The following is a 22,922-nucleotide window of genomic DNA, read 5'->3' on the forward strand; positions in this document are numbered from 1 at the left end:
GTACAAATTTTCTTCGCTTGCTGTGTGACTTCGTCACTCCAGAGGCTTCAAAAAATTTATCCCAACAGCACTCTTCAGAATATATGACTGAATGACGTTTAACACGGGTTATAACGAGAACATAAATGTACGTTATTAAATCTTTACTAGCTTTGCCAACGCTAAAACATCTAAGCCGCTATAGCACCTATGCTATGGTGCTTAGCGTTTGCATTGGCATATCAGCAAGCACTGCCTCACCCACTACCGATGACCTTAATCAAACTTTATCATCTTGGCAGCAGATAGAAGCCCAAGGTAAAAACCAAGACGTTTACTTCTATGCATGGGGCGGTGACCCGCAAATAAATGCCTATCTACAGTGGGCCGCTGAAGAAGTGGATGACAAATATAATATTAATTTGGTTCATGTCAAATTGAGCGACACCAGTGAAGCCGTTAGTCGCGTACTCGCGGAAAAGTCTGCCAACAACAATGATAAAGGCAGCGTTGATCTCATCTGGATAAATGGCGCAAACTTTGCCACCATGAGTGAGAATTCGTTATTACTCAAACAATGGGCGAACAAGCTGCCTAACTTTGCTTTGACCGATCCAGAGAATAATCCTGCCGTTAACTTTGATTTTGGTGTGCCAACCAATGGTATGGAAGCACCATGGGGTCAAGCCTCGCTGACCTTTTATTACGACAGTTTATCAACGAATAAGCCACCAACGACTCTGAATGAGCTGGTCAATTGGACGGCGCAAAACCCCGGGCGTTTTAGCTATCCAAAGCCACCTGACTTTTTAGGCATGAGCTTTTTAAAATACGCTTTAGTCATGCTGCACGAGCAGCAAGATGCGAATACAGGCAAAAATATCAAAGCACAGCTCAACCTGCCAGCCACTGAGCAGAATACAGATATGATATTAGCCCCTTTATGGGCGTTTTTAAATGATTTGCATCCCACCTTATGGCGCAAGGGTGAGCAATTTGTGCAAACGGGCGCGCACATGCGACGTCTGGTCGATGATACTGAACTTAGCTTAGCCTTTAGCTTTTCCGCGCCTGAAATTCCTGCGGCCGTGCAGCGTTATGATTTACCCCAGAGCATTCGTAGCTATGCCATGAGCGATGGCAGCTTAAGTAACACCCATTTTGTGGCGATTCCTTATAACGCCAGCCACCCACAAGCCGCGCAGCTAGTGGCAAACTTCTTGCTAAGCCCAGAAGCACAGGCTAGAAAGCAAACGCCTGCTGTGTGGGGTGATAAAACCGTACTCATCCAATCGACGCTCGACCCTGAGCAACAAGCGCTATTCAAGACTAACAAACCGCATCCGAGCGCCCTACCTGTTGACGCTATAAAACGTACCGTGAATGAACCACATCCGAGCTGGGTTGATGCCATTATGCAAGGCTGGCAGACACGTTATGGAGTCAGCCCATGAGTAAAGATTCTAACAATAAAAGGGAGAAGAAAAACGTCAATTCCGCAACAAGCACTCGCATAACCGCGCCTTATAAAACAGATCTATTTACGCGTACCGTCTCCTTGAGTCCGACATTTTTACTGCTGCTACTGATATTACCGGTACTCGGTGGTTTACTCAGCGTGCTGTTACCTGCCTTTAGCTGGGTGCCTGCACTTGAGCAAACGACTTTTGGTCTACAAGGCTTTAACGATCTTTGGCAGACGCCTGGTCTTATCCAAATGGTAGCGTTGAGCATCGCTACTGGATTAATCAGCACGCTATTCGCTTTTGTCATGGCCTTAATGATATTGGCGGCATTTTTTAATAGTATTTGGCTGACCCGTATTGAGCGTTTGCTGAGTCCAATCTTGGTCATTCCTCATGCAGCGGCAGCCATCGCGGTTGGCTTTTTGATTGCGCCTTCTGGTATGTTTTCGCGCCTTATTTCACCGTGGCTAAGTGGCTGGGAGTTGGCGCCAGGCGGTATGTTTCCACATGACCCGTACGGCATCAGTATTATTTTAGGTTTGACGTTAAAAGAGCTGCCGTTTTTATTACTCATGGCACTAGGCGCTTTGGCGCAACCAGAGCTTGGTAAAAAGCTACGTCAGCAATATAAAGTTGCGCTAAATCTCGGTTATTATCCCATCACTGCCTTTTTTAAAGCCGTACTCCCTGTCCTCTATCCTTTTTTACGTTTGCCTATCTTAGCCGTGCTGGCCTATGCCAGTGCCAGCGTAGAGATGCCATTGATATTGGGTCCAAACACACCGCCAACACTGGCGGTTACTATCATGCAATGGTTTAACGATGTGGATTTAAACTTACGTATAAAGGCCTCGGCGGGCGCGTTATTACAGCTGGCGTTGACGGGTGGTTTAATCGCCTTGTGGCTTGGTAGCGAGAGAGCGATAAAAACTTGTTTTAACAGCACGTTGATAAATGGCAAGCGCCACTATGCCGATGCATTATGGCAAAAAATCACCGCCGCGTTGACCACTGTGGTGATTGGCTTTATCTTGCTGGCGCTCGTTGGTCTGGTCATGTGGTCAGTAGCTGGTTTTTGGCGCTTTCCCGCCGTATTGCCAGAGCAATTGGTGTTATTACATTTTCAAAGTGCCTTTACGCAAATGGGTACGCCATTATTTAATACCATCACAATCGGTATCGTGAGCACCGTATTTGCCATTGTGCTGACTTTATTATGTCTAGAAGCTGAACAATTAAGTAAAAAACCACTTTCAACATTTACCAGTTTCATTATCTATTTACCACTGTTAGTGCCCAGCATTGCCTTTCTATTTGGTTTGGTATGGCTACAGCAGTTGGTAAATAACCAAACGGCGTTTTTTAATGTGGCGTTTACCCATCTGCTTTTTGTACTGCCTTATGTGTTTTTATCGCTTGCCAGTAGCTACAGGCGTCTAGACCCTCGTTTTGCTCATGTAGCCGCAAGCCTTGGTGCGACCCCAGCAAAAGTATTTTTGCAGGTGAAATTGCCACAATTATTTGCGCCGCTGTTAATTGCTATCGCCCTTGGTTTGGCGATTAGCTTTGGTCAATACTTGCCGACATTATTAGCAGGCGGCGGACGAATCGCCACCATCACCACAGAAGCGGTGACTCTCGCAAATGGTGCCAGTAGGCGCACCAGTGCGGTGTACGCCATCATCCAAATGGCACTGCCGTTAATTGGCTTTATATTGGCGTGGGTATTGCCGAAGTATTTCTTTAAAAGTGGCACTCGTTAGAAATAACATCTATAAGCGCTCCACTTTAAAGAAACAGTTGGCGTAGGCTGTGGCTTTAGCCCAGCTTAAATCTTTGCAAAAGCAAAATGCTGGGCTAAAGCCACAGCCTACGTTCGTCCATACTAAGTTAAGAGTCAGGTAGCTGTGAAAATATCAGTCGTTAAAAACACAAAAAAGGGTCCTTGATGCAATCATCTTTACAGATAAAAAACTTACAGTTATATCGACAAGGCAAGCTATTACTAAGCCTAGACGAGCAGATTGCTGGTGGTGAAATATTGACTGTCATGGGCCCATCTGGCAGTGGTAAATCGAGCTTATTGAATTGGCTGACAGGTACCTTACCAAATGGTTTTACCGCTACTGGTGAGGTCTGGCTAAATGATAAAAATGTAAGCCACCTGCCGACGCACCTGCGCCATATTGGGGTACTGTATCAAGACGCCCTACTGTTTTCGCATTTATCGGTAGCGGGTAATATTGCTTTTGCGATGCCTAAAAATAATAAAATGGGCGATAGAAAACAGCGCCATGAAAAAATAGAACAAGCGCTTGCACAGGTTGGATTAGCAGGCATGGGAAATCGCCATCCTGACAACCTATCGGGCGGACAACAAGCACGAGTGGCACTACTGCGCACCTTGCTCAGCGAGCCAAAAGCGATACTACTCGATGAGCCTTTTAGCAAGCTCGATACCCAGCTGCGAGTAGATACGCGCCAATTGATATTTGAGCAAATTCGTACTCATAAACTCCCCGCCATCATGGTCACGCACGATCATAGCGATGCTGAGGCCGCAAAGGGTAAAGTTATTCATTTAGAGCTATAGTTTTAGGCCTATGCTTTTAGATTTAAAACTTAAAAATCAAAACAAAGTATAGCTGATTCACTTTAAAACCGGTACGGTGCTACTGGAATAATTTTTACTGGCTTGCTGTGTCTACGCTGACAGAGGCTGCGCAAAATTCATTCCGGTAGCATGCAGATATTAGCGTATCGATTTTATTTAGAACTTACCATATAAAAGGCAAGCGCATGCTAGACAAATTTCTCACGCCCATGATTAAGCCGATACTAGCCCCTGTGGTCGTTGTATTGCACAAGCGTGGTATTACAGCTGATCAGCTCACGGTGGCGGGCTTTTTAATCGGCATGTTAGCCTTACCATTACTGGCGTTTGAATTGTGGTATGGCGCGCTTGCGGTGATTGTATTAAATCGCATTTTGGATGGTCTTGATGGCGCGCTTGCCCGCTATGCACAGCAAAGCTCAAGCGCAGGCGGCTACTTAGATATTACGCTTGATTTTATCTTTTATGCAGCAGTGCCGCTGGGTTTTATCTTGGCAAATCCTGAACAGAACGCTATTGTTGGCGCTTTATTACTTGCTACCTTTATCGGCACAGGCTCTAGCTTTTTGGCGTTTGCCATCGCCGCGGAAAAGTTTAAACTGGATAAACCACAGTTCAAATATAAAAGTTTTTATTATTTAAACGGTTTGACTGAAGGTACTGAGACTATTGCGCTGTTCGTGGCCTTTTGCATTTGGCCACAGCACTTTGTACTACTCGCTAGCATTTTTGCCACGGCATGCGCGATTACGATTTTTACCCGTATCCATGGTGGCTATCATACCCTTAAACAGCTAGAGGCGAATGTTAGTAGCTCAGCTGGTTTAAACTCTCAAGAGGTAAGTAATGACTAACGAAGTATGGTGGCGGCTTGGGTTCTTTTTTAGCATCTTAGTCATCATGATGCTGATTGAATGGCGCATGCCTGCACGCACCGCGCCGATCAAAAGCAGCAAACGCTGGTTCGCTAACTTTGGCTTGGTGTTTGCGTCATCCGTTATTGCTCGTCTAGCCGTGCCTGTCGGTCTAACCGCTGTGGCGCTTTATAATCAGCAGCATGGGATTGGTCTATTCAATACTGTCAATTTACCAAACATTGTTGTCATCATATTAAGCTTAATATTGCTCGACATCATTATTTACTGGCAACATCGATTATTCCATCGCGTGCCTATTCTATGGCGTTTGCATAAAGTCCATCACGCTGATGCGCATGTTGATGCCAGTACAGGTCTGAGGTTTCATCCGATTGAAATCGTTTTAAGCATTCTAGTGAAGCTCGTTGCCGTCAGCTTATTGGGCATCCCTGCCATCGCAGTACTGATTTTTGAGATTGCTCTAAATGGCTTAGCGATGTTTAACCATGCTAATATTCGTCTGCCACCCGCCCTTGAAAAGCCACTGCGCTTAATATTGATGACACAGATTCTGCACCGTATTCACCACAGCCAACGCGTCAGTGAGACCAACTCAAACTATGGCTTTAGCGTTATCTGGTGGGATTGGATTTTTGGTAGTTATAAAGACGCTGCGCAGAAGCCTGACGAAAAGCTAGATATCGGGCTAAAAGAATATCCGTCACCCAAACAGAACGCCTCGCTATGGGGGTTGCTCGTGATGCCGTTTAAAAATAAAGCCTTTATAAATAAGTCATTCAAAGATTAGTATCAGTTGAATAAAAGAGCCTGCACAATAATGAGGAAGGAATACGTTATGACCAATTCAAAAACTCCACTTAGAATAGATATCATATCGGACGTGGTTTGTCCTTGGTGCGCCGTTGGTTATGGACAGTTGGCTGAAGCACTAAAGCAAACGGACACTGAACATGAGATTCATTGGCATCCGTTCGAATTGAACCCTGATACGCCAAGTGAAGGGAGAAATTGGCGTGAGCATATCGCCAAAAAGTATGGTTCTAGTAGAGAGGAGTCTGATGCCAGTCGTGCCCGAATCACTGAGGCTGGCGCGGAAGTGGGATTTGAGTTTAACTTTACCGAAGAAACTCGCACCTATAATACCTTTGATATGCATCAACTGCTGCACTGGGCAGATCAGCAAGGGCACATGCATGAGTTGAAGCAAGCGTTATTCATGGCTCACTTTACCCATGCTAAAAACCTCTCTAAAAGAGATATATTGGCAGATATTGCAGCACAGATTGGCTTAGATCGTAGTGAAGCACTCGCGGTATTAGAGGATCAACGCTTTGCCGAAATAGTACGTCAAGCGCAGCAGCACTGGCGGCAGCAAGGTATCCAAAGTGTGCCCTCCTTTATCTTTAATCAAAAACACTTGGTTAGCGGTGCACAAGGGGTAGAGAACTTCAAAAGTATCTTGCAGCATTTAGCAGAACTACCAGAGTAAGACGCATTTTTGATTATTTCAAAATTGATTTGGCAAAATCAGTTATTAAAATCCAGATATAAAAAAGGGCAACTCAAAATTTAATATTTGAGCCGCCCTTTTCTCATTTATTCATACCGATAATTGACCTTATTGCATATTGCTTGGTTCTCAGCTTAGCTTTTAATTATCCTAAAGATCACTCTTGCCTAAACCAGTTAGCAGTCTAATTAACAAACGCGCCATTACGCATGTTTTCTATAGACAATGCCATATCTTCAGCCAATGCTTGCACCGCTGCACTATCAACATCACGCTGAGCAAAGGCACGCAAGCCCATCACTTCAGCCTGCAAGCGTCGCCCCAGCCTAGTCGCATCAAGATCACTATCAAGCTCGCCTAGGCGCTGCGCCTCAACGAAACACTTTGTAAAACGTGTTTCCATGCCAGCCAGTAATTTTTCTACTTTATCTAATGCTGATTGCTCACGAGCACCAAGCTCGAGTAAGCTTTTGACCAACATACAAGCTCGACTCGGTATCTTTTGATCACAGATACCGCCAAGCTGACGCATATAAGCCGCCAATCCTAATAAAGGGGACTCGTGGCTGGCGAGTATGCGTTCAAGCTCAGTCAGCGAAGCGTTAGCATAATGATCGAGTGCTTCTTGAAACAGCCCATCCTTATTACCAAACGCCGCATAGATACTTCCCGGCCGCATATCGAGAGCTTGTTCGATATCTTTTAAGGAAGTGGCATGAAAGCCCTTTTGCCAGAACAGCTGTATAGCACGCTCCAAGGCTTCGTGACGATTGTATAGTGTGGTACGTGACATAATATCTTCCAACTTCTCAAAGCCATGACCTCTATATGAAGTCAGCATGGCTGTATCGTTTGAGTAATTAGCCAATTTTATCTTGAATGATTGCTCAAGTCCAGTTAAAGTAGGCGTAACCAGCCTTTAATGGAATGCTTAGCAAGGTTTACGCTAACTTATTCACAAACACTCATTACCCAATAATTAAATAAGTTTTTTAACCCTCATCACTCACATTAATACAACACCTCAAAGGATAATATGATGCAAGCAAAAGATACTCAAAAACTCCGCGCCGGTAGTCAATTCCCTGACATACAAGTACCAATGTTAGATGGTGAAATGAAAACCTTAGGCAAGCCTGAAAATGGTCACGATTGGAAGTTAGTGGTGGTTTATCGCGGTAAACATTGCCCGATCTGTACTAAATATCTCAATCAATTAGAAACGGTAAAATCATCATTCGCTGATGCTGGCGTCGACATCATTGCTGTATCAGGTGATAGTAAACAGCAGCTAGAGGCGCATTTAGAAGAGCTGGATATCAGCTTTCCAATAGCTTATAGCTTGACTGTTGAGCAGATGAATACCTTGGGGCTTTATATCTCCGACCCACGTTCTGAAAAAGAAACCGATCATCCTTTTGCAGAGCCTGGTGTCTTCGTTATTAATGCTAAAGAAGAGATTCAAATCATTGACATCTCTAATGCCCCATTTGCCAGACCTGAGCTTGAAGCCCTTGCCAACGGATTGTCTTTTGTTCGAAAAAACGACTACCCTATTCGTGGTACCCATGTTTGATTGCAGAGGGTTATATGATACTTCAAACGAGATGAATGCTGTCACGTTTTTATAATAGACTGTCTGTCTATTTCAGTACAACAGTGAAAGCATCTCCTTAAAATAAAAAACTTCAAGCTCTATATACTATAGCTTGAAGATTTTTTTATTAATCCAGTACTGGTTGATTATATTTAATCAACGAAACTATAGTCAGTGAAAAGTAATATCGATACACGACGCCCTGCTGATATCAATTTTTCTTGCTTGCTGTGCCTGCGCAGACAGAGGCGACAAAAAATTAATATCAGCAATACCCTAGGGCGTGTCCTCAATTCAACCGATAGTAATCTAAATGGGCTAAAAATGGTTAAATCTTGCCAAACATCGTCAAATAGCTAGGTAATATCTCGATATTGTCTGCACTATTTTCCTTGTTTGACTGCAATTTACCTCATTTTTATCACCATTTTTAAAATGAGGACACGCCCTAATGTTTTTAGGATATTTTGACTATATATTTAATCTTAACCGAAGAATATGCCGCTCTAATAATTAACCTGTATTGCGCAAACCTGCTGCCAAAGCGTTAATACTACGGATTAATGGATCCTCAACATCAAGCTCATCATGATTGATGACGCCTGTAACGTCTTTTTGTCTGGCACGTTTTAACAACTCGATTTGTATATAATTAATCGGATCTAAATAAGCGTTTCGCCACTGTAGTGAGGCGGCAAGATTCTGCTGGTGCGCTAATAACGATGTCTGGTTAAGCAGGGAATTTAAACCAGAAGAGGTAAGCTGGTGCTCATCGATGACCGCCTGCATAATTTTTTCACGTAACGCCTCATCGTCACATAACTGGCTATAAGCCTGAGCGATATTCATCTCAGATTTGGTAAAAGCCATTTCGATATTGCTGATAAATACGCTAAAAAATGGCCAATGCTTATTCATCTCTCTCATTAACTCTTCTTCCTCTTTAACGCTCTGTAACGCACTGCCGACGCCATACCAAGCAGGTAAGGTGAAACGCGCTAATGACCAGCCAAATACCCAAGGAATTGCCCGTAAAGTCGTTTTGCTCGGCAAGCCTTTTTTGCGATGCGCGGGACGTGAGCCAATATTTAATAAAGAGATTTCTTGCACAGGGGTCACCTGTGAGTAGAACTGATAAAACCCTTCAGTATTATCAGTCAGTTGACGATAATGCTGTTCACCCGCGTCTGCCAAACGCGCAAAGAGTGCTTCATAATTTGGTAGTTCAGGCGGTTGCACAACGAATCTGGTAGAGCAGGCTTTCAATGTACCAGTGATGCCCATGGTCAGCTCAAATACAGCGGTGTCGGTGTTGGCATATTTGGCATAGAGTACTTCGCCTTGCTCAGTGACTTTAATTTCTCCATGCAATGTACCCGCTGGTTGTGCGGCAATCGCGTTATGCGTTGATCCGCCACCACGACTCACTGAGCCACCACGACCATGGAACAAGCGCGTTTTGATGCCGTATTCTTCAGCGATACGATTGATAGTTTGCTGCGCGCTATACAGCTGCCATGCAGAGGTAATGATACCGCCATCTTTTGATGAATCTGAATAGCCAAGCATGATTTCTTGGGTGTTATCTGAGTGCTGAAGCAGTCCTCGATACAGTGGATTATCCAACACGGCAGGTAGAATCTTGTCAATATTTTTAAGATCTTCAATGGTCTCAAACAAGGGTGCAACGGGCAAATCAGCAGATAACTGTCCTGCCTCATCAACCCTGCACAGGCCAGCAAACCGCATCAATAATAAAACTTCTAATAATTGACTGGCATTATTAGTCATCGAAATAACATAACTGCCAAAAGTCTCTTGCCCGACCAGCTTACGTAATGTCGCCACTGAGTTCATCAATGCCAATTGTTCACGTGTTTTATCAGTCAAGTTATCAGTATAAATGAGCGGTGTACCAGGCTTTGCAAGCAAACGAGTCAGCCACTCTTGGCGCTCGCTTTCACTCAAAGTTTGATAATCTGGCAGATTAGAGGCACTGGCAAAAATATCGTCAATCACCTCACTATGATAAGACGACTCTTGACGGATATCCAGCGCGGCTAAATGAAAGCCACAGGTTTTCACCAGACGAATAACGTCAAGCAATAAGCCATCGCTATGAGCAGTATCATGGCCATTCACGCTCTGACGAATAATACGCAGGTCTTCTAACAGCTCTTGTGGGTCGGCGTAGGCATCTTTTTCAGCCTCGCTATCACTACCTTTGCTTTGAATATGGCTATTAGTCGATTTTATTTTGGCAAGAATAATCGATAACAGTCTTCGGTACGGCTCATTGTTGTAATCGTCAGTATTGTAATCAAAGACTCGTCTGTCGAGCTCACGATAACTTTCAATTTTTGTATACACGTCAGGTTCGATAGCGACAATTGTATCGCTGTGAATCAGTTCACGACGCAATTTTTTGATCAACACTTGATAGTGACGCAAGACGGTATTGGCATGCATCAATACGGCCATTTCTGTGGTGTCATGAGTGACAAAGGGATTGCCATCTCTGTCACCACCGATCCAAGAACCAAAGCTCATGAACGCCGGTAAGGGATAGTCTGTTAGCTCAGGATAGATATCAACAATGGCGTCTTTAATATTACGGTAAACTTTGGGAATGGCGCTGAATAAACTGGCATTGAAATAATGCAGGCCATTATTGATCTCGTCATAGACTAAAGGTTTACGCGTCCGTACTTCATCAGATGACCATAATAAATCAATGGTTTGCGCCGTTTGTTCTTTCGCTTGCTCATAGGCGAAACTGTTTTCAGGAAGATTATTCAAAGCATCGCTATGCTTGAATAAACTCTGCAATAGATTCATCGTCGTACGGCGACGCGCTTCAGTAGGATGGGCGGTAAAGACAGGGATAAATTTTAGCTGATCAATCAGCTCTTGCATTTGGGCGGGTTCAATATTGCGCTCACGACATTCAAGCAGCGTACGCCGAAACGACCCTTCCCAGCTTTGCTCAGACTGCGCACGCAGGTTATGACGCTGCTCACGTAAGTAATTTTCTTCCGTTAAATTTGCTAAGAAAAAATAGATAGAAAAGCCACGTATGACATTTTTCAATGCTTGATTGTCTAAAGAGGCAATAAAGTCAATAAGCTCCTGCTTTTGTGCGTCGTTAGGCTCGCGGCGTTGTTGGATAAAACCTTTACGCAATTTTTCGATGGTATGTACCGTCTGTTCACCAGACTGGCGAGAAATCGCAGCCCCTAAGAAAGAGCCTAATAAGCTCGTGCGTTCCCGTAACACATTATTATCTATCGTCATCCTTGACCTTCTCATCAAATTAGTTGGCAAAGCAGTCACACTGCTTTGAGGGTAATGTCTCTATTGTCTTCTGAAGTAACTATTTATTATCATAAAAATTAAGATATTGGTCTTTTAACTTACGGTTATTTACTACCACAAACCATGCGCTTTGATTTCAGCGACTTTAGCAATTTACCACACTAGCCCTAGCAAAACCATTAAACCTCGATAACATAAACAAGATTTTAGGCACTGCGTACGCAAGACTAAACTAGTGGAAGAAACGTATAAAATATAGAAAAAAGTTAAACCCACATAATGTTCATAAATTACACCACGCTTTTATCTCGATATAAATAGCAAATCATAACGCTGTTATTAAGTCTCAACCAACCACTTAAACACGATACAACTGCTCAGAATTTAAAAAAACCTCGTAAGCGTTGCGCTACGAGGTTTCTTTTATTTGAATCAAAATAATTAGAATTAGATAGCATTTGCACAGAGTGTCAAAAAAACACCATCAAATCATAGGAGATAAGCACAAGCGTTTAACCCATAGGAGCAGAATCTGACATGATTGTCTTCTTATGAGTTTGATGGGTCTGTATTCGACTGATAGTCACCCCTGTGAAGCCAAACAGAATTGTAAGTAGTAGCGATAAATAACAGAAAAAGGCATAAGGCAGATAATCAAGTACGGGAACGCCCAATGCTTGGCTGATAAACACGCCACACACACTCCAAGGTACCAATGGATTAATCACCGTACCGGCATCTTCAATGGTACGCGATAGGTTTTTTGGGTGTAGGTTTAAACGCTCGAACGTTGGTCGGAAGGCGGTTCCTGATAATAAGATACTCAAGTACTGCTCACCAATAAGTACGTTGATGCTTAAAGCCGACATGGCAGCAGCAAAAATAGCACGCCCTGCTGTCGTTAAATTGTCTTTAATACCTGATAATAATGCTGGCAAGATACCTAATGCTGTCAGCAAGCCACCAAGACTGAGCGCTAATATCACAATCGCTTGGGTAAAGAACATGCTTTGGACACCGCCGCGCGATAGCATGCCGCCTACCTCGCCCAACTCTAATGACTCAGCAGGGGCATAGCCTGCAAACAGATAACCACCCAACTGACCAAAGCTTGGCGAGCTATGTAAGTAAGTAATAATCAATGCCGCAGCGATGGTACAGATGATGGTATAAATGGCATTGACGCGGAATATCGCCAGTCCTACTAGCACGACGAAAGGCAATACGGCGTAACCATGTACCAAGCCACTTTCAATTAACTGTCCTTGCAGCACTCTTACTTGACTTAAGTCAGAGCCAGCCGTTTGCCCAGAGAAGAACCAAAACAATATCACCGTCAGTATCCAAGCCGGCACAGTGGTATACATCATATTGCGAATATGCTCAAACAAATCAATGCCGACAACCGATGAGGCAATGGTACAAGTATCCGATAATGGCGACATTTTATCACCAAAAAATGCTCCTGATACCACCGCACCAGCGGCAATCGCCACATTGGCATCAAAGGCATTGCTCATCCCTATGAACGCCACGCCGAGGGTGGCGGCCGTGGTCAAACTACTGCCCAAGGCAATACCAATAATAGAGGTTAATACAAAGGCTGAGATATAATAATACTCTGGCGATATCAGCTGAAAACCAAAATACATCAGCGTCGGAATGGCACCAGACATCATCAAGGCGGCGACCATCAAACCAATAAAGAAGAATAGATATATCGCACCGATACCGCGCATGACACCTGATGCCATTTGCGCTTGCATATCGTCAAAGGTCAAGCCTTTGAACAGACCAATGCCCAGCAAGACACAAATAGCGAGTATCAATGATAAATGCGGTACCCAGCCAAAGCCAATCATGGTAACGCCCATAATAGCGATAACGACGGCAGAAATCATAAATGCCAATTGCGGTGAAATTTGGGTAAGTATTTTTGGAGGCATCACACATCCTTAGCTTGCCAGTCAAGTCTGGCGTTGGGGTTGGCTTTGGGTTGGACAAGTTTAATGAGTTGCAATGATTATTGCTACCCTCGTCATTTACCCAGTAGGCTATCAGTCTTCGCGGCCATGACAAAATCATTGCGAGGCAAACCTTATTTGGTAGACATTCCACTTATTACTTTACAAGGGCTATTTATTGAACAAGTGACCATTGCTTTTAAGCAGTTTTTACAGTCGTATTTTGATGATCATTTCGATAATTTTCACAGTGATTGACATAAGCCACTGGCAGGCTGCTTAAATCGTTATCAACTCTAGGGCGCGTCCTCAATTCAAGCGCTTGTCTCTAAAGGGGCTAAAAATAAATCTTGCGTTGAGTTAATTATTGATTTGGATTATGCTTTTTGTCCGCAAGACTCATATTTTTGTAAGGACACAGAATGTTTAGACATGTAGAGTATTATGCTGGTGACCCTATTTTAGGATTGATGGACCAGTTTTTTGCTGACCCCAATCCCGATAAAGTCAATTTGGGCATCGGTATCTATTACGATGAAGAAGGTGTATTGCCCGTATTAGACTGCGTCAAAACTGCCGAACAGCAGATTGCAGATTCAATCTCTCCGCGCCCTTATTTGCCGATGGCAGGTCTGGCTGGACATCGTAGCGCTTGTCAGAATTTACTGTTTGGTAAAGGGGCTCAGGTATTGACTGAGGGCCGTGTGGCGACGATAGCGACTCTCGGGGGTTCTGGTGCACTAAAAGTTGGTGCTGAATTTATACATCAGTGGCTACCTCAGTCGAAGTGCTACGTCAGCGACCCAACATGGAGCAATCATATTGCTATTTTTGCAGGTTGTGACGTAGAGGTTGGCAGTTATCCTTACTACGATAAAGCCAGCAGTAGCATCAAGTTCGATGAGATGATCCGCTTTTTTGAAACCTTGAATAAACACGATGTGGTGTTGTTGCACCCTTGCTGCCATAACCCAACCGGTATGGATTTGACAAAGCAGCAATGGGATAAAGTGCTAGAGGTAATAAAGCAGCGTGAGCTAATTCCATTTATGGACATCGCTTATCAAGGCTTTGGCGAAGATATGGACAGCGACGCGTATGCTATTCGTAAAGCAGTTGAGATGAATTTGACGGTGTTCGTGAGTAACTCCTACTCCAAAAACTTATCACTGTATGGTGAGCGTGTTGGCGGTCTTTCCGTCGTTTGTCCGACAGTAGACGAAACTGAGCGCGTCTTTGGTCAGTTGAACTTTATTGTTCGTCGTATCTATACCAGTCCACCCTCCCATGGCGGCCGCGTGGTTGATATCGTCATGAATGATGAGGAACTATATCAGCAGTGGGTTGGTGAAGTTTATGGAATGCGCGACCGTATCAAAGCTATGCGCTTAAAGCTCAAATCGGTATTAGAATCCAAACTACCTGAGCGTAATTTTGATTACATTACTCGTCAAAACGGCATGTTTAGCTTTACCGGCTTAACAGTTGAGCAAATCGAGCGCTTACAAAGCGAATTTGGTATTTACCTAGTCTCTAACTCACGTATGTGTGTGGCAGGCTTAAACGTCAGTAACATTGATTACGTAGCCAATGCCATGGTAGAGGTCTTACAAGAAACCTCAACCGATTAGGCTTGGTAGCCAAATTTTTAATAGAACTATTTACTAAAAAAGCTGAGCCATTGCTCGGCTTTTTGCATTTATGAATGCATCTGCACTTAGATAACATTGGGGCACATCTTTAATTCAATCGATGACCATTTAAATGCTAAAAAACTACTATTTTAAAGCGCTCACTGCAGTATGCTCATCCGTCCTAGCTTCTTAGTATTCGTATTTCTATCCAGAAAGACTTTAAAATCAGTTTCACCTCACATTTGGTATTGCACTTCATGTGTTAATCTAAGTAACTAAAAAATAAAATGACAGGCTAAGGCGCTGTCAATGACACATACAACTGAGCGATGTGCTGTAAATATTTCATCGCAGGATCGCTTCTAACATTTATTTGACTATAATATTTTATATATGCAAATTATTGGTTGTATAGCGGTCAACTGTTGGCTATTCTTGGTATAGGCATTGTTATATCTCAAATTTAGAATTGATTTTTATTTATTAATTCTAAATCAACATACTGTTTTATTCATTAAAATAAGGTTGAAAATTATGAGTGATACACCTTCATCAAATAATAATAAAGACGCTCTACCATCCGATGCCGCTGAAGATGTTTATGATTTAGCCATATCGGCCAGAGAGGAAACAGAAACCTGTAGAAAAATTGCACCGATAGTGGTCAAAAAACTGTCAGCGCTATCACTATTTAGAATGGGGTTGCCAAAGTCGTTGGGAGGATGGCAAGGCAATCCTGTAGAAACGCTAAAAGCTTATGAGACGCTGGCCAGTGCTGAGGCCTCAGTATCATGGATTGTTTGGAACAATCATTTGGCTTGCACATTTGGACGATTTTTGGACGAGCCTAGTATGCAGGAAATATACAGTGACCCCTCTCATGTCTATGCCAACTCAGCTCGCCCTGAAGGTGTTGCTAAACAAACAGCAGAAGGCTATACGGTCTCAGGTCAATGGACATTAGTATCAGGGTGTGAGTTGGCCGACTGGTTTGTGCTACGTTGCTTGGTAATTTCCGAAGGCTCACCCACCACCCTTGGGCCGGGCGCAAATTTAAAACTGTTCTTTATTCCAAAAGAAGATGTTGAAGTGATTGATACTTGGCATGTTGGCGGCCTAAACGGTACAGGCAGTCACGATATCGTCGTTAAAAACGCTTTTGTAAAATCGGACTATGCGGTCGGATTTGATAGTCCGGTTGCCATCGACAACGCCTATAATCGCCTACCGATTGGTTGTATTAATGCAGCTGGCTGTGCAGCGATGGCACTGGGCGTCTTAAAAGCAGCGACAGATGAGTTAATCCAAATTTGCCTAGAGAAAGTAACGCCCGGTAAAAGCCCAGATTTGCGTGATCGAGCAGCGGTACAAGCGACTATCGCTAAGAGCAAAACACTTTTGGCCTCTAGGCGCGTGCAATTACACAATAGTGTCGAGGTAATATGGGATGCAGCGCAGCAACAAAACAGCTTTACCGATATACAGCTGGCTGATGTGTGGGCAGCAGCCTGTGAGGCAGCACGAGAAGCCCGAGCCATGATATCGGAGATTTACGCAGTTGCTGGTACGGTCTCGCTATATAAAAAACATAGGATAGAGAGAGCGCATCGAGACATTCATGCTATTTTACAGCATGGGATTATTCAGCCACATTGGATGGATCAAGCCGGTATGGCTTACGTCGGACTGACCCCAAATGCCGCCATGTTCAGAGTATAAAATTGCTTTTATGATAATAGACAAGCCCTCATAAAATGAGGGATTTTTATCGCTTTGCTATTCAGCCAAAGAAAAAAAATCATTGTTAAAAATTATATAGTGGCTACCAAATCATCACTCTAAAAACTTATGAATTCTCAGGTTGCAAAAAAGCAAGACATCTAATGCCTTGCTTTTTTATGATTAACGAATTGCTTTATTCGATACTGCGCTTGATTTCTTTAATCAAAATGGAAACCAGCACCAATCGAGCCGCCAGCATTACCTTGGGTATCAGCGGTGCCGTTTACCTTCATGACCCAACGACCATCATTGGACAATTTCGAGAAGCCAATCGCCACTGCGCTTTCTCCGTTATAAGTACCAATACCACCGCCGATTAATGACTTACCTGGAATAAAGGCTTGTGGTAATGAAGACATGGCCATGGCTGCCGAGATACCCGCGTTTGCATCATCTTCGACTTCACCAATTTTGTAGCCTAGATCGCTCATGTTATTATTGAGCCTGCTATCAAGTGCACTTAATTGACCGAAATTGACGGCATCTGTGGCTTCTGTAGCATTGGCAACCCCGGTAATGCGGCTATCGCCTGCATTGATACCGCTTGCAGTCATACTAGGTCCGCCGACAATCGTGACGCCATTGTTATTAATGGATGTATTGCCAGTCTTGACACTATCTACGTTGATGTTGCCGTTTAGATCAAACTTAATACTACTGCCTGCTGCTGTAGTGCTGATGTTATTGCCACCTGTGAAGGTGAGGACACTGTCATCACCTACTGGTTTGTTGATGGTAGCGCCGCTATCTGCACCAAAATTGAGACCCGCATCTATTTTGTCCTTATTCACTTTAATGTTGGTCGTGTTGGTTTCGATATTCGTGGTATTCGTTACGATATCGGCCGTATTGGTGGCAATGTTCGTGGTATTGGTTTGGATATTCGTAGTATTGGTCTGGATGCTTTCATTGATTATAACTTCACCTTGCTTGATAGAAGCTATTGCACCATCGATACTATTTTGACCAGTACCACCAATATTATTGTTCGTAAAGGTTCCATCTACAGGATTGTAGACTGTATCTCCTCCAATAATACTACTGATACCAGTGCCTTGAGCGTAGAGCTGACCACCGTTGATGGCATCTTTACTACCTTCAGAGACAGCACCATTCATCACGTTTGTAATCTGAGTATCGGCAGCATTGATACCGGCTTTGGTGACACTAGGTCCGCCTGCGATAGTCAGACCATTATTGTCAATAACGGTGTCACCCGCTGTGACGCTATCTACATTTAGGTCTGGGTTTAAATCAAAGCTAATATCATTTGCGTCTACCGCTCGGCCAGCTTGACTTGCTACACCACCATTTGCCGACGTTCTAGAAATAGTAATGTTTCCATCTCTGCTGTTCATATCAACAGCGCTTCCCTGTTTTACCATGGTAGCGGTATCACTTTGTGCACTTAATGCCCAACCTCTGTCTAAGGCAAACGTCGTCGCGTTCAACTGTCCCACAGTCGCCGCATCTGTGTCTGCCATACCGGCAGCTACATTGGTGATTCTATTAAAACCATTGTCAAGACCACCACTACTCAGTCTAACCGTTCTACCGGGACCATTGTCAGTAAAGGTAAAGCCATTGCTGTTCATAATGCTATCACCAATCTGCATGCTACCCTCATTGCCTAAGTTCAGCTGGTTATTCAGTTTTACTTGAACACCCGTTGCCGAGGCCATCGTCGTAATATTGCTATCACCCGTGACGTTGATGGTATCACCTAAAGCAAACTGCTGGTCGTTGGCACTATTGCCATCACCGATTTTGATGCCTTTGGCAATCTCACCATTAGTCTTAAACAACTGACTACCGTTAACCGCATCTCTACTAGTAGCGCTCAACAATCCATCAGCGACATTAGTAATCTTGTTGTTGCCATTATTCAGACCATTGTTAGTGAGTGCTACTTGGTTATTATCACCATTATATAAAGTAACACCTGCATTATTAACTTGAGTATTTCCAGTGGTAACGCTGCCTGTATTACCAAGATTAATATCTTTGTCCAATTTAACAGTCAAGGTATCATCTCCATTAGCGGTGACACTAATGTTTTTCGTTGCTGGATCAGCATTGATAGTATCCCCACCTTTGACTGTGAGTTTTTGACCAAGTTTACGATTAACGGTAGTACCCGTATCACCATCGAAGTCGAGACCTTTATTTATCGTTGTAGTCGTTGCATTTAGTTGTCTAATATTAACGGCATCAGTATCTAGTGATCCATCGGCGACATTGGTGATTTGGTTGCCGCCATTATTTAGACCGTTATTACTGAGCGTGACGGTTTGGTTACTGCCGCCTGTGAGGGTGACACCGTCATTGTTAATAACGGTAGTTCCTGTGGTCAAGCTGGTTAAGACTAAGTTAGCAGCAGTGGCAACTTTAATACCACCTTCGTCAGCGGTTAAGACAATATTGTCACCGCTAATAAAATTGGCTGTGTTATTGTCCTTATTCAGAGTTTTGACATCAGAACCATTGATTTGCGTTACTACTGTTTGCATCGCGCTATCGGCTTTGCCCAAGCTTGCTTTACTGCCTTCGCTTAGATCCACTTGGTAATCAGTGATATTGGTATCAGGATCTTTGATACTGGCGGTTACTGTTAATGCATTTGCATCTGCAGTAGAAACACTGGCGCCATTGGCATTGACGGTGTAGACGTCCTGTCCAGTATCGCTATCGGTTGAAAAATCAACACTGGCAACATTCGTTCCTTTAACCACTTTGGTTCTCGCTCCTGCAGCAGCCATCTGTACATCACCGATGTTTGCCGCATTGCTGACTGTATCACCACCACTTTTTACTCCCTTGATCTGGGTGTCATTGGCATTGATGCCAGTAGTAGAGATATTAACGCCGCCAAAGTCTGCACTGGTGAGTCCAGTCAAAGTTGGAGACAAGCCGAGGGCTATACCATCACCACTACCCAAGGCTGTGGTCGTTAAATTGCTGTCCGTATCAAGTTTAATCTCTTCACCTAAGGCAAAGGTTTTTTTGAGCGTGCCGCCGCTGCTTACATCGTTCACATTAAATTTGATGCCTTTAGCAATATTGTCAGCGTTGGTGCCAATATTGGTGGTATTGGTCGAGATATTGCCAGTATTGCTGGTGACTTGTTGGTTGGTATTAAATAACTGACCACCATTGATGGCGTCTTGACTATTTAGACTAACCGTACCATTAGAAACATTGACGACCTTCTTATTACCCGCATTGACCCCGCTTTTGGTGATGCTTGGGCCATTTAAAATGGTCAGACCATTGCTAGATATGAGAGTGGTAGACAGAGGGCTTGATACAGCAATTCCCACACCAGTAACGGTAGTATTAACTAGAGCGTTGCCTGTTCTAACACCTAAGCCATCGACTGTAGTCTTCGTCAGTATATTGCCAGTTGTGAGTCCAGAACGATCAAGGGTCGTAGTATTACCAAACCCTATAGGAAAACTCGAACCCATTTTTACACTACCTGTCTCACCTAGATCTATATTTTTCGCCAGTTTGACGGTTAAGGTGTTACTCACGTTATCTGCAACAACACCGATGTTGTTGTCCGATAATGCCGTGGTTGCACCCCCTTTGACGGTAAGCTTCTGACCCAATTGACGGTTGACAGTTGTCGCTGTGTTGTCACCGGTAAAGTCGAGGCCTAAACCAATGGCTGTGCTGTTATTAGTCACTTCTGTATTGGTGGCATGCAATTGACTGCCATTCACCGCATCCGTGCTGCTTGCATTCACCGCACCACCAGCGACGTGTTTGATCTGACGCTCAGCGCCGGCTGAACCAACTGAGACCTGATCACCAACTCGCATCGCAGGACCTGCAATGGTATGTGTGACCCCGCCAACGGTCATGGTCGACTCAGTGGTTGCATTTGTGGCAGTCGTTGACCCTGCACCTAGAGAGACTGAACCATCTTTGCTCGCGGATGCGCCAACACCGAATGCTGAGGAAGCGGTTCCCGATGTGTTAGAATGAACACCAACGGCTGTAGACAGATCACCTGTAGACAGTGATTTTGCACCAATGGCAATCGATCCAGCACCTCCAGATTCAGTATTGACATCATATTGATTGCTCTCTACCAGATCTTTACCCGTGTAGGATTTGAATGCATCGTTGACTGTGCCGCTGTTTAATGTTGACAAAGAACTGCCATCAATATTAGTTTTTGAAGCGACATCTAGATCATCGCCACCAATGGCAATCGATGATGCGCCCATCGATACTACATTGGCACCAATTGCGATGGACTGCTGACCACTGGCAGTCGTTTGTTGTCCAATCCCGCTACTACCAATGGCAATGGCTTGATCACCCTGAGCGTTTGCATTCTGTCCCATTGCCATGGAATTGTAACCGATTGCACCTTCGTTTAAATCATTGGAACCACCGATTGAGTTGACGCTGTAGTATTTGATTTTATTAGCGGCAACGGTAGTATTAGTGGCATGCAACTGACTGCCATTCACCGCATCCGTGCTGCTTGCATTCACCGCACCACCAGCGACGTGTTTGATTTGACGCTCAGATCCTACTGAACCAACAGAGACCTGATCACCAACTCGCATCGCAGGACCTGCAATGGTATGTGTGACCCCGCCAACGGTCATGGTCGACTCAGTGGTTGCATTTGTGGCAGTCGTTGACCCTGCACCTAAAGCAACCGAACCATCTTTGCTTGCTGACGATCCCATGCCAAAGGCTGAAGATGCAACACCCGCTGAGGAAGACTGTACGCCAATAGCCGTAGACAAAGCACCTTTAGAAAGCGCTTTTGAGCCAATCGCTATAGAAGCAGCACCACCAGCTTCGGTATTTCTAACGTAATATCCCGCTTCAACAAGGTCACGACCCGTATAAGCTTTGAATGCGGTATTGACATCACCTCCATTGATTGCAGATGCTGAGGTGCCATCAATATTGGCTTGAGAGGCGGCATTTAGATCGTCACCACCAATGGCAATAGAAGATCCGCCTTTGGTCACAACGTTTGCACCAATGGCAATAGATTGCTCACCCATTGCGGTGGTGTGTTGACCACTGCCGCCGCTACCAATGGCAATGCCTTGACTGCCAGTCGCACTGGCGTTTCGACCCATTGCCATCGCGTTTTCACCCGTGGCACCTAGGTTGTCATCGTTGCTACCACCCGTTGATTTCACGCTATAGTATTTGGTTTTATTAGCGGCAACGGTAGTATTAGTGGCATGCAACTGACTGCCATTCACCGCATCCGTGCTGCTTGCATTCACCGCTCCACCAGCGACGTGTTTGATCTGACGCTCAGATCCTACTGAACCAACAGAGACCTGATCACCAACTCGCATCGCAGGACCTGCAATGGTATGTGTGACCCCGCCAACGGTCATGGTCGACTCAGTGGTTGCATTTGTGGCAGTCGTTGACCCTGCACCTAAAGCAACCGAACCATCTAAGCTTGCTGACGATCCCATGCCAAAGGCTGAGGACGCAACACCCGCTGAGGAAGACTGTACGCCAATAGCCGTAGACAAAGCACCTTTAGAAAGCGCTTTTGAGCCAATCGCTATAGAAGCAGCACCACCAGCTTCGGTATTTCTAACGTAATATCCCGCTTCAACAAGGTCACGACCCGTATAAGCTTTGAATGCGGTATTGACATCACCTCCATTGATTGCAGATGCTGAGGTGCCATCAATATTGGCTTGAGAGGCGGCATTTAGATCGTCACCACCAATGGCAATAGAAGATCCGCCTTTGGTCACAACGTTTGCACCAATGGCAATAGATTGCTCACCCATTGCGGTGGTGTGTTGACCGCTACTTCCTCCGCCAATGGCAATAGTCTGACTTCCGAACGCTGTGGCATTCTTACCTATAGCAATGCCATGAAGAGGACTTGCCGTAGCATTAGTCCCACATTCTACTTCTGTAGCAGCATGGCAAGAGGCAGCATTCACCTGAAGACTAAAACCAGCCGCTATCAGCCCTAATCCGATGGCACTTAAGCGCAGACTATTGACGGATGAAAGACTGGGTGTCGTATTGATGGTAGCGTTTGCACTCACGCTAGATTTGGAAGATTTGCCACGTGCCTTAGCATATTCACCAACTGCAGTGAAACAATTCAAGGCTTCATTCCATATTACTTTATAGATGCGGTTCATAATGTGTACTCCCTTACAGACT

At 44.4% G+C, this 22,922-nt stretch carries 14 protein-coding genes; 10 read left to right on the top strand and 4 right to left on the bottom strand.

The features are described from left to right. Window positions 1-125 precede the first annotated feature (125 nt). The 6 genes from ACSUPM_RS07405 (at window position 126) to ACSUPM_RS07430 (ending at window position 6,426) form a co-directional block, all read left to right on the top strand. Window positions 126-1,433 carry an ABC transporter substrate-binding protein gene (locus tag ACSUPM_RS07405; RefSeq protein ID WP_025652895.1) on the top strand — a complete coding sequence of 436 codons (1,308 nt, stop codon included), beginning with the start codon at window positions 126-128 and terminating at the stop codon, window positions 1,431-1,433. Next, the gene (locus tag ACSUPM_RS07410; RefSeq protein WP_436879809.1) at window positions 1,430-3,208 is read left to right on the top strand and encodes an ABC transporter permease; all 1,779 of its coding nucleotides are present in this window, start codon (window positions 1,430-1,432) and stop codon (window positions 3,206-3,208) included. Before ACSUPM_RS07405 ends, ACSUPM_RS07410 begins: the two co-directional genes overlap by 4 nt. Before the next feature lie 185 nt (window positions 3,209-3,393). After that, on the top strand, window positions 3,394-4,038 hold the full coding sequence (locus ACSUPM_RS07415; protein WP_350587960.1) for an ATP-binding cassette domain-containing protein: 645 nt from the start codon (window positions 3,394-3,396) through the stop codon (window positions 4,036-4,038). A gap of 206 nt (window positions 4,039-4,244) precedes the next feature. Then, window positions 4,245-4,913, top strand: coding sequence for a CDP-alcohol phosphatidyltransferase family protein (locus ACSUPM_RS07420; protein WP_025652898.1), 669 nt, complete (start codon window positions 4,245-4,247; stop codon window positions 4,911-4,913). Further along, a complete protein-coding gene (locus tag ACSUPM_RS07425) occupies window positions 4,906-5,724 on the top strand; it encodes a sterol desaturase family protein (protein ID WP_436879811.1) in 819 nt (272 codons plus the stop codon). Before ACSUPM_RS07420 ends, ACSUPM_RS07425 begins: the two co-directional genes overlap by 8 nt. A 48-nt stretch (window positions 5,725-5,772) precedes the next feature. Beyond that, window positions 5,773-6,426: a DsbA family oxidoreductase gene (locus tag ACSUPM_RS07430; protein WP_201567520.1), complete on the top strand. Its 654-nt coding sequence runs from the start codon at window positions 5,773-5,775 to the stop codon at window positions 6,424-6,426. 205 nt (window positions 6,427-6,631) lie between these two features. On the opposite strand, the gene ACSUPM_RS07435 is transcribed toward ACSUPM_RS07430, so the two are convergent. Then, window positions 6,632-7,288 (bottom strand): TetR/AcrR family transcriptional regulator, encoded by a 657-nt coding sequence (locus ACSUPM_RS07435; protein WP_265088485.1) that lies wholly within the window; start codon window positions 7,286-7,288, stop codon window positions 6,632-6,634. Between the two features lie 195 nt (window positions 7,289-7,483). Between ACSUPM_RS07435 and ACSUPM_RS07440 the strand changes: the two genes are divergently transcribed. Beyond that, window positions 7,484-8,023, top strand: coding sequence for a peroxiredoxin-like family protein (locus tag ACSUPM_RS07440; protein WP_265088238.1), 540 nt, complete (start codon window positions 7,484-7,486; stop codon window positions 8,021-8,023). Between the two features lie 534 nt (window positions 8,024-8,557). On the opposite strand, the gene ppc is transcribed toward ACSUPM_RS07440, so the two are convergent. Together ppc and nhaC are read right to left on the bottom strand one after the other, a co-directional pair. Beyond that, window positions 8,558-11,338, bottom strand: a complete 2,781-nt coding sequence (ppc, locus tag ACSUPM_RS07445) for a phosphoenolpyruvate carboxylase (protein ID WP_436879812.1) — start codon at window positions 11,336-11,338, stop codon at window positions 8,558-8,560. Between the two features lie 533 nt (window positions 11,339-11,871). Next, complete coding sequence (gene nhaC / locus ACSUPM_RS07450; protein ID WP_201567209.1) at window positions 11,872-13,305, bottom strand: Na+/H+ antiporter NhaC; 1,434 nt, start codon at window positions 13,303-13,305, stop codon at window positions 11,872-11,874. Between the two features lie 63 nt (window positions 13,306-13,368). Between nhaC and ACSUPM_RS07455 the strand changes: the two genes are divergently transcribed. The 3 genes from ACSUPM_RS07455 to ACSUPM_RS07465 all read left to right on the top strand — a co-directional run bounded on the left by ACSUPM_RS07455 (window position 13,369) and on the right by ACSUPM_RS07465 (window position 16,676). Continuing rightward, window positions 13,369-13,581 carry a hypothetical protein gene (locus tag ACSUPM_RS07455; protein ID WP_101210674.1) on the top strand — a complete coding sequence of 71 codons (213 nt, stop codon included), beginning with the start codon at window positions 13,369-13,371 and terminating at the stop codon, window positions 13,579-13,581. 164 nt (window positions 13,582-13,745) lie between these two features. Continuing rightward, window positions 13,746-14,954, top strand: coding sequence for an aromatic amino acid transaminase (locus ACSUPM_RS07460; RefSeq protein ID WP_025652906.1), 1,209 nt, complete (start codon window positions 13,746-13,748; stop codon window positions 14,952-14,954). Between the two features lie 537 nt (window positions 14,955-15,491). Further along, entirely contained in the window at window positions 15,492-16,676 is a 1,185-nt protein-coding gene (locus ACSUPM_RS07465) for a hypothetical protein (RefSeq protein WP_201577838.1), read from the top strand. Between the two features lie 221 nt (window positions 16,677-16,897). Here the strand turns inward: ACSUPM_RS07465 and ACSUPM_RS07470 are convergent, their stop codons facing one another. Then, window positions 16,898-22,900, bottom strand: coding sequence for a YadA-like family protein (locus ACSUPM_RS07470; RefSeq protein ID WP_436879813.1), 6,003 nt, complete (start codon window positions 22,898-22,900; stop codon window positions 16,898-16,900). Window positions 22,901-22,922 lie beyond the last annotated feature (22 nt).

The sequence above is a fragment of the Psychrobacter okhotskensis genome, assembly GCF_965638355.1.
Taxonomy (GTDB): Bacteria; Pseudomonadota; Gammaproteobacteria; order Pseudomonadales; family Moraxellaceae; genus Psychrobacter; species Psychrobacter okhotskensis.